Origin of the sequence: Paraglaciecola marina (assembly GCF_004360155.1) — a bacterium.
Lineage (GTDB): Bacteria > Pseudomonadota > Gammaproteobacteria > Enterobacterales > Alteromonadaceae > Paraglaciecola > Paraglaciecola marina.
Genome location: NZ_ML178731.1, coordinates 1 through 9,070, shown reverse-complemented (window position 1 = coordinate 9,070; position 9,070 = coordinate 1). Strand labels below are relative to the sequence as shown.

Here is a 9,070-nt window from a genome sequence, read left to right as displayed (position 1 = left end):
TTACATGCGGTTTAGTACGTTCAAACTTTTCTTTTGCCATTGTCTATTCCCCAGCAAAGTACATTAAAATTGATTTTTTATTGAGATGGGGAGAGACATGTGGTGCTGATAGGCAGATTCGAACTGCCGACCTCACCCTTACCAAGGGTGCGCTCTACCAACTGAGCCATATCAGCATTTCACAAAAATGGAGCGGACGGCGAGAATCGAACTCGCAGCATTAGCTTGGAAGGCTAAGGTATTACCACTATACGACGTCCGCACAACTTGCTCTCATACCATATCAAGCAAAAAGTGGTGGAGGGGGCAGGATTTGAACCTGCGAAGGCTGAGCCGTCAGATTTACAGTCTGATCCCTTTGACCACTCGGGAACCCCTCCAGATTGATGGTGCCGACTACCGGAGTCGAACTGGTGACCTACTGATTACAAGTCAGTTGCTCTACCAACTGAGCTAAGTCGGCACTGCATCAAGTGGGTGCGGATTCTAGAGTAAGATTTCAGGGTGTGCAATAGGGAATTTACAAAAAAATGTATTTTTTATGTTGTTTGCTTGATTTTAGGGCTAACTGCTCAATTTACGGCCATTTAATTGTGAATAAATGATTATTCATCTATTTTTTCACTAAGAATATTTAAGCCAGATAACACTAAGTTTTCAAAAAAAGTGACTTTAGGCAAGTTTAACTGCTCAACTAATGAGCTAGCGCCCCCCGTTACAAAAATATCGTAGTCATTAAATCGTGACAAAAGATAATTATTTGCCATCAAAACAAATCCTTGCTGCTGTGCTAAACACCCTAAATTGACACAGTCTTGAGTTTTATCACCCAAAGTTAGCTTTGTTGGTATTTGGCTATCAGCAAAAACTTGAGCGGTGCGAATCTGTAAGCTGTCTTTCATTAGTGAAAAACCCGGTGCAATCCAGCCTCCTAAATGTCTCCCTTCATATAAGACATCACAAGTATTTGCTGTCCCTAAACTTAAAACAGCCATAGGTTTAATGGTCTCTTGTGAGGCGGCAATCATAGCCAGCCAACGATCCACTCCCATAGTAGTCATATCTTGATAGGCAAACTTTAAACCGTGGGCCTGCTTTTGAGTGGCTACTATGTGTAAATCTATACCTAACGGTAGGACTAACCCTTGTAATTGTTTTACTTGTGAGGCCTTACCAACACTAGATAACCATATATTTGATACTTGATGTAAATAAGGGATTAACTCTGTAATTGAGCTACAAACGTTAATTTTGGTTAAGTCACTCCCAAAGGCAAATTTGATCCTGCTGTTACCAATATCTATTAGTAAGCTATTACGCTGGCCTGACACTGATTTCCCCTCCGTGAAATGCTTTAACACCTTGTTCTGTTTCTAATAAAATAGCACCACTTTCATTTACTCCTCGGCCAATACCAGAAATAGTTTGTTTACCCACTATAAGTTTAACGGCTTGATTGGCATAGACATCTTTGCTGCGCCAATCCTCAATAAATGGAGCTAAGCCGTCACGTTCAAATTTGCCTAGAGTGTCAGTGAGGGTTGATAGTAAATTGGCTGCTAATTGATTACGTTCTAGTGGATTGTCTGTAAGTTGTGCTAAATCAATCCATGGCTGATCTATTTCTTTTACATTTTTGGGTAGTGATATATTTAGACCTATGCCTATAACTGTTTGGCAACCTAGTCCCATTTGCCCTTCAACTTCAATTAACACACCAGCAAGTTTTTTACCTAAGCCGTAAACGTCATTCGGCCATTTCAATTTAATGCCGTCAACACCACTTAACGCTAATGCTTTAGCCACCGCAACTCCCACAGCCAAACTCAAGCCACCAAGAGCTGCATACCCTCCAGCAAAATGCCAATACATAGATAAATACAAACTACTGCCGTACGGAGATACCCATTTACGTCCATGTCGGCCTCTGCCAGCAGTTTGTGCTTCTGCAAGACAAGCATGACCATTTTCTAAGTCATCAAACTTTTCTTTGATGTATTGGTTTGTTGAACCTATCACATTAAGAACTTCAATAGGTGCTGAATAGCCTGTAGGTAGGTGAGCTGATATTTCTTTCAGGGTAAGAAAGTTTAATGGGCTAGCTAAGCAATAACCTTTGCCTGTTACACTGTAGATATCTAAACCAAGGGCTGTTAATGCCTTTATATGGTTAGATATAGAAGCTCTACTAAGATTTAATGCTTTACCTAAAGCCTCACCAGAATGAAACTCTCCGGTCGCTAAAACTGATAGTAAGGTACTACGTACTTCATCAACGGTTTTACTCATAATGACACTAGCCCTTGCTTATCCATCAGCCTTACTTCATTTTCTAAGTCAATTGAGAAAGTTTTATTGACGGCAGCTTTAATACCTCTGGCAAACTGCAATAATTGCTCCCCCGTTCCAGCTCCATCGTTAAACAACACTAGGGCTTGGTTAGGGTGACAACCTATGCCGCCATTCTTTTTGCCTTTAAAACCTAGCCTATCAATTAACCATGCAGCTGGCACCTTCACCTTACTTGCATTAACTGGATAACTGGGTATTTCAGGCCACTCTTGTTGTAACTGCGTAAATAAGCTTTTATCAATAATGGGGTTTTTAAAGAAGCTACCTGCATTACCTATTTGCATAGGATCAGGTAGTTTACTTTTTCGTACTGCCACCACTTTATTGAAAATATCTTCAGGGGTAGGCGAGGTTAAGTTTCGCAATTCACCGTACTGAGTAACTGCCACCCAAGTTTTAGGCAATGCTAAAACCACCTGTGTAATAACAAACTGACCTGCGAGCTGCGATTTAAAAATACTATCTCGATAACCAAATAGGCAGTCGTCATGGCTTAGGCTTTTTATGCAGTGGGAATCTAAATCAAAATAGTCCACTCTACGAATAAAGCTTTCAATCTCTACTCCATAGGCTCCAATATTTTGAATGGGTGCGGCCCCTACGGTTCCAGGAATTAAAGCTAGATTTTCTAACCCATATATACCTTGCTGCATGCAAGATGAAACCAGTTGATGCCAATTTTCACCCGCAGCAGCCGTCACTAAATATTCAGAGTCTGATTCTTCTATTTGTATTCCTTGCAGCGCAATTTTAAAAACAGTGCCTTGGTAATCATCTAAAAAAACAGTATTGCTTCCTCCTCCCAGAATACAGAATGGCGTAGCTGGTAAATTCGTAAATTGTTTTTTCAGCGTATCGAATGAATCTATCGAAATAATATTATTACCGGAACTTGATAATCCAAATGTGTGAAGGGAAGTTAAAGAGTGCACTTACACCTAGGGGCTGAGGAATTTGTGACTATTTTAATCGAGAAGCGACTAATTACTAGTAAAAGAAACATAATCTCCCCGAAGCAACCGATTTCATAACAGCACTTTTACTCCTATTCAGAATTCGCCTAATTTTTAAAAGCGAAAACTTGCATATATATTTTTGGCCAATATACTGTTTATTTATACAGTATTAAATTCGTAAATAATCAATGCACCCGACTATCCGTTACCTTAAAAATAAGAATTTGCTCTGGCAAGCAAACCATGCGTACCATGATACCCAAAACGAACTACATACCGGTTATCAGGAGCTGGATAACGCTTTGCAAGGAGGGTTTCCTGAACATGGCGTAATTGATATTCGTAGCCCACTTGGCATAGGAGAATTACGTTTACTACTACCTAGTATTCTCCTTAGGCAACAGCAAAATACGACTGAATTAACCACACTTATCGCTCCTCCCATGGATATCAATGCAGAAATGTGGGCAGAATTTGGGTTATCTATTGAGCGTATAATGCTCATTAGACCTAACTCCGAACGGGATGTTCTATGGAGCGCTGAGCAAAGCCTAAAAAGTGGCTGTTGCCACAGTGTAGTAATATGGCATAGCAGCTTATCAGTAGCACAAACTAAGCGTTTACAATTAGCTGCTGAAAAAGGTCACTGCCTCTTGTTTATAATCCGTGAGCCTAAACAAGAGCAAATTTCTTTGCCGGTAAGCTTAGGGTTACAGTTAAGCCCAGATAAAGCGGGAGTAAACGCCCGAATTACTAAACGTAAAGGCGCTTTTTCCAAAAAAGCATTTACTGTCAATATGCACCACTACTGGCCAGAGATCTGCCAGCCCAGACAAAGCAATGTGCTCACCTTTCCCCTTCGAGCATCGCAGGTGGGCTAATCATGACTCGCCCACCTTGTGTAATGCAGAAGCTCTGGCTGTACTTATATTTTCCTAGCTTACAACTGGACACACTATTACAGCAAAGTTCTGATACAGATATTCACAAACAAGCTTATATCATCTTTGATGAAGCAAAAAACCAAACATGCCAACTGAACGAGGCTGCATATCAAGCAGGTATCCGCTTGGGCATGGGCTTAGGTACTGCATCTATGTTAAAGGCTGATTTACAGGTTATTCCTTACCAAGAAAATATAACCCAAAACAGGCTAAATAGTATTGCTCAAAATTTATATTTGGCCACCAGTGATATTTGTTTTTTTAGTCACAATGGACTCTTATTAAGGGTACACAATATGTTGAATCTATACGGTGACTTAGTCACTTATTGGCAGCATATTAAACATATTTTACTCACTCAGAATGTTCATTTTCATTATGCGACAGGACACTCACCTTTAGCAGCTAAACTATTGGCTGTTAAAGCTTGGGATCGCATAACAGATAGTAAAATACATATCGAACAAGCCATGTCCAAATGCACATTACAACATACTGAACTTTCACCTAAATCAATACAAAAGTTAAACCGCATTGGTATTCATGATGTAAAAGGCTTACTCAAACTGCCCCTTGCGGATATTGCCAAACGGTTTGAAATTGACATAGTGACTTATATTGGCCGATTAACAGCAGAGCTATCTCACCCTGTTAACTTTTTTCATCCAAAGCCATATTTTAACCAAATTATTGAATTGCTATTTGATGTACAGAGCATACAAATACTACAAAAGCCGCTGCTCCAGTTACTCGCGAAGTTAGAGCTATTTCTAAAAGAACGTGACCTTTTAACTCAAAGCTTAAAAGTTTACTTAAGTCAAAGAGAGCATAATCCCATTAAGTTAGAAGTTAACTCTCAGCAAGGAGAGTATTTAGCTAAACACTGGGAAGAACTGCTCTTTTTGAAGCTTGAAAACATAAGCTTAGAAAGCCCTATTTTTGCCATTCAGCTGCTCGCTCCAACAACCTATGTAAGGCGACCTGATAAACAAGATTTATTTGCAGGTAAGCAAGGTTTGTTATCCCCTCTGCAGCTGAGATCTATACTTCAAGCCAAATTAGGAAAAAAAGCCATTTTAACTCCCCAATTGGCCAACGATTACCGCCCAGAACGCACAACATTATTAAATCAAACAAACACAAAGGCTGCTGCTGACTTTCCTCTTTTTGCCCTTCGCCCCAGCTTTTTATTAACACCGCCCCAGCCCCTGCAGGAGAAAGTCCATTTAGCATCAGGGCCAGAGCGCATTGAAACGGGTTGGTGGGACTCTGAATTTATCATCCGCGATTACTTCATTGCATATAATGCTCTAGGCCAATGGTACTGGATATTTAAAACACCTCATAACAAGTGGTACTTGCATGGTGTGTTTAGTTAATGCCAGCTCCGCTCCAATACGCCGAATTATTCTGCCAAAGTAACTTTAGCTTTTTATATGGCGCGTCTCACCCACAGGAGCTAATAGCGCAAGCAAGCTTTTTGAAATACCAAGCGATAGCTATTACCGATGAATGCTCGGTAGCGGGCATAGTTAGAGCATATACTGAAATACAAGTGCATAAGCTCAATATCAAACTTATCGTAGGGAGTTTTTTTCGATTTGAACCTAGTCTTAAATTTATATTATTGTGCCCAAACCGGCTAGCTTACGCTGAGCTATGTAGAACCATTACCAATGCACGTAAGCGTATGCCTAAAGGGGAGTACAAACTAGACGAGTGGGACTTGCGAGGGATCAAACACTGCTTGATGATATGGCTACCCACTGGCAACTCAAAAACTGACGAGCACTGGGGAAAATGGTTAGCAAAGTATTACAACAGCAAGGTTTGGCTAGGATATCAAAGGCATTTAATTGCCAATGAAAACCGTTATTTAACTCATATCAAACAACTTAGCGATCTTTATAAGCTAAAAATTTGTGCTTGTGGTGGAGTCCTTATGCACAATACCCAGCGGCTCCCATTACAGCACACTCTCACTGCTATTCGAAAAGGCAAACCCATTAGTCAGCTAGGACGTCAGCTTTTTCCTAATAGTGAGCGTTACCTACGGCCCCTAAACAAACTTAAACACCTATATCAAGCCGATTGGCTTGCTGAAAGTGTTCGTGTTGCTAGTTTCTGTGACTTTAATTTAAGTGAATTGAAATACGAATACCCTAGCGAGTTAGTTCCAAAACGCAAAACCGCAACCGACTATCTAAGACAGCTAGTGATCCAAGGAATGGCAATTCGCTTTTCGAGCGGTGCAAGACTCACTTTTGCTATTAAAAGGACCATAGCCAAAGAATTAAAGCTGATAAAAGAATTACAATATGAGTATTTTTTTCTAACTATTTATGATGTTGTGCAGTTTGCACAAAAACATAATATTTTATATCAAGGAAGGGGATCTGCCGCTAACTCAGTAGTCTGTTATTGTTTACAGATTACCGCTGTAGACCCGCGGCAAATATCAGTTTTATTCGAAAGATTCATATCCAAAGAGCGTAAAGAACACCCTGATATAGACGTAGACTTTGAGCATGAAAGACGTGAAGAAATCATTCAATATATTTATAAAAAGTATGGGCGAGAGCGTACTGCTATTGCAGCTACGGTTATTACTTATCGTCACAAAAGTGCAATTAGAGATGTAGGGAAAGCACTAGGAATAAATGAGCATCAACTAGACTTTTTCATAAAGAACATCAATCACAGAGATAGTGAATTAGGGTGGCAAGGGCAAATAAGTGAGCTTGGCTTTGACAAAGACTCTAGCAAGGGGCAGCTCTTCAGCAATTTAGTAGAAGAAATAAAAGGCTTTCCACGTCATTTGTCACAACATGTAGGAGGCTTTGTCATATCACAAGGCCCGCTCTACCACTTAGTTCCCATTGAAAATGCAGCAATGGCAGAGCGCAGCGTAATCCAATGGGACAAGGATGATTTAGAGAGTTTAGGATTACTCAAAGTAGATGTACTCGCCCTTGGAATGCTAACCGCAATTCGAAAAACTTTCTCACTCATCCAGCAGCATTACCAACACTTATACAGCATTGCTGATATAACCGCTTTAGGCGATGATCAGCAAGTATATAAAATGATCCAAGCAGCAGACACAGTTGGCGTTTTTCAAATAGAATCTAGAGCACAAATGAGTATGTTACCAAGGCTCAAACCTGCTGAATTTTACGACCTAGTTATTCAAATCGCTATCGTTAGACCGGGACCAATTCAAGGTGGCATGGTACACCCTTTTTTAAAACACAGGGCCACTCCCCAATTAATAAAATATCCATCAGAAGACTTAAAAGAAATTCTGGCAAGAACATCTGGAGTACCCATATTTCAAGAGCAAGTCATTAAGATAGCTATGGTAGCGGCTGGCTTTACAGGAGGGGAAGCAGATCAGTTACGCCGCGCAATGGGCAGCTGGAAACGCAACGGAAAACTCACCCACTTTAAAGAAAAGCTCATGTCAGGAATGTTACAAAGAGGATATGAAGCTAGTTACTCAGAACGTATTTATAAGCAAATATGTGGATTTGGTGAATATGGATTTCCTGAGTCACACTCAGCATCTTTTGCAGTATTAGCTTATGTGTCGAGTTGGTTAAAATACTATTATCCAGAGGCCTTTTACACTGGTTTATTAAATAGCTTACCCATGGGATTTTACTCGGCGGCACAATTAATAGAAGATGCTAAACGCCACAAAATAACTGTACTTCCTTTGTGTATAAACCATTCTAAGCATGACCATTTGATGGAATACACAAATAACCACTGGGCAATTAGGCTGGGGTTTAGAATAGTTAAAAATGTCAATCCTAGTGATTCACACACCTTAGTTCAAGCCCGTCCCAAAATAGGTTTTACAGAGATAAACCAAATTAAAGAGCTCAAGTTATCTCGTAAGTATTTAGAAGCACTTGCCAGTGCCAATGCCTACCATTCTATTTGTAATAACCGATATGCATCACGTTGGTTGCTAATGGACTCAGAAGCAGATTTACCACTATTAATTAAACAAAAAGATTCGAGTATACAAAACATTCCCACTCCAACCATTACGGATAATTTATTAGAAGATTACGCTACAGCAAGCTTAAGTCTCACCATACACCCAATTAAATTGCTAAGAGAAGCCAATTTACTCCCAAATTACATACCAGCAAATCAATTAATACAAAAAAGTCATCAGAGTCATGTAAGTGTTATTGGACTCGTCATAGGAAGGCAAAGACCTGGAACATCAAAGGGCGTAACTTTTATTACACTTGAAGACGATACCGGAAATATCAATATAGTCGTTTGGTTAAATACTGCCCGAGCACAAAAGCAAGCATTTTTAAAATCTCAAATATTACAGGTAAAGGGGATCTTAGAGCGAGGTGATGGCGATGTAACTCACATAATAGCTGGTAAATTAATAGATCTGAGCTCAAAGCTCGCAAGCTTAAATACAAAACCAAGAAACTTTCATTAGTATTTAATCGCAAATAGTTTAACTACTTTAAACGAGCCAAGNCAGAAACGCAAAAAGCCACCTCAATGAGGTGGCTTAGTACTTAAATAGGAGTCTGCGGGGCTGGCCATCCAGCAGTGTGCTACTCTCGCATGGGGGTGAAGGCGATTTGCTTTTAGCTGCGAAGCAGCGTAACCGCCTGAACGAAGGGAGCTCTGCGAGCTTCCGGACAATCCACTTCGTGATGGTTTATTGCTGGGTAGCATTGCGCGAATGCGCTTATACGAAAAAGCCCTGAGCGTTGTATACTCAGGGCTTTTCGTGTAATTGGGAGTCTGGCAGTGTGCTACTCTCGCATGGGGAAA

The 9,070-nt window shown here is 40.3% G+C and carries 6 protein-coding genes and 4 tRNA genes; 3 read left to right on the top strand and 7 right to left on the bottom strand.

Annotated elements, in window-relative coordinates; genetic code table 11:
- Positions 1-100 precede the first annotated feature (100 nt).
- The 7 genes from EOK74_RS05960 to murB form a co-directional block, all read right to left on the bottom strand.
- Positions 101-176 (bottom strand) — tRNA-Thr (locus tag EOK74_RS05960).
- Positions 177-188: 12 nt separating this feature from the next.
- A tRNA-Gly gene (locus EOK74_RS05955) sits at positions 189-262 on the bottom strand.
- A 33-nt stretch (positions 263-295) separates the two neighbouring features.
- Positions 296-380 (bottom strand) — tRNA-Tyr (locus EOK74_RS05950).
- Between the two features lie 7 nt (positions 381-387).
- Positions 388-463: transfer RNA gene (locus EOK74_RS05945), tRNA-Thr, on the bottom strand.
- Between the two features lie 142 nt (positions 464-605).
- Entirely contained in the window at positions 606-1,331 is a 726-nt protein-coding gene (locus EOK74_RS05940) for a type III pantothenate kinase (RefSeq protein WP_166638722.1), read from the bottom strand.
- Positions 1,315-2,289 carry a bifunctional biotin--[acetyl-CoA-carboxylase] ligase/biotin operon repressor BirA gene (gene birA / locus EOK74_RS05935; RefSeq protein ID WP_133469013.1) on the bottom strand — a complete coding sequence of 325 codons (975 nt, stop codon included), beginning with the start codon at positions 2,287-2,289 and terminating at the stop codon, positions 1,315-1,317. The genes EOK74_RS05940 and birA overlap by 17 nt, the downstream gene beginning before the upstream one ends.
- Positions 2,286-3,284 (bottom strand): UDP-N-acetylmuramate dehydrogenase, encoded by a 999-nt coding sequence (murB, locus tag EOK74_RS05930; RefSeq protein ID WP_133469012.1) that lies wholly within the window; start codon positions 3,282-3,284, stop codon positions 2,286-2,288. The genes birA and murB overlap by 4 nt, the downstream gene beginning before the upstream one ends.
- A gap of 212 nt (positions 3,285-3,496) precedes the next feature.
- On the opposite strand from murB, the gene imuA reads away from it, so the two are divergent.
- The 3 genes from imuA to EOK74_RS05915 are packed head-to-tail and all read left to right on the top strand — an operon-like array spanning position 3,497 to position 8,726.
- On the top strand, positions 3,497-4,189 hold the full coding sequence (imuA, locus tag EOK74_RS05925) for a translesion DNA synthesis-associated protein ImuA (RefSeq protein ID WP_133469011.1): 693 nt from the start codon (positions 3,497-3,499) through the stop codon (positions 4,187-4,189).
- A gap of 2 nt (positions 4,190-4,191) precedes the next feature.
- A complete protein-coding gene (locus EOK74_RS05920) occupies positions 4,192-5,631 on the top strand; it encodes a Y-family DNA polymerase (protein ID WP_239024031.1) in 1,440 nt (479 codons plus the stop codon).
- The gene (locus EOK74_RS05915; RefSeq protein WP_133469010.1) at positions 5,631-8,726 is read left to right on the top strand and encodes an error-prone DNA polymerase; all 3,096 of its coding nucleotides are present in this window, start codon (positions 5,631-5,633) and stop codon (positions 8,724-8,726) included. The genes EOK74_RS05920 and EOK74_RS05915 overlap by 1 nt, the downstream gene beginning before the upstream one ends.
- Positions 8,727-9,070: the final 344 nt, after the last annotated feature.

Excerpts from the sequence above, each read along its gene's own strand:
- EOK74_RS05915 (WP_133469010.1), top strand. The coding sequence starts at position 5,631 with ATGCCAGCTCCGCTCCAATACGCCGAATTATTCTGCCAAAGTAACTTT.
- imuA (WP_133469011.1), top strand. The coding sequence starts at position 3,497 with ATGCACCCGACTATCCGTTACCTTAAAAATAAGAATTTGCTCTGGCAA.
- EOK74_RS05920 (WP_239024031.1), top strand. The coding sequence starts at position 4,192 with ATGACTCGCCCACCTTGTGTAATGCAGAAGCTCTGGCTGTACTTATAT.
- birA (WP_133469013.1), bottom strand. The coding sequence starts at position 2,289 with ATGAGTAAAACCGTTGATGAAGTACGTAGTACCTTACTATCAGTTTTA.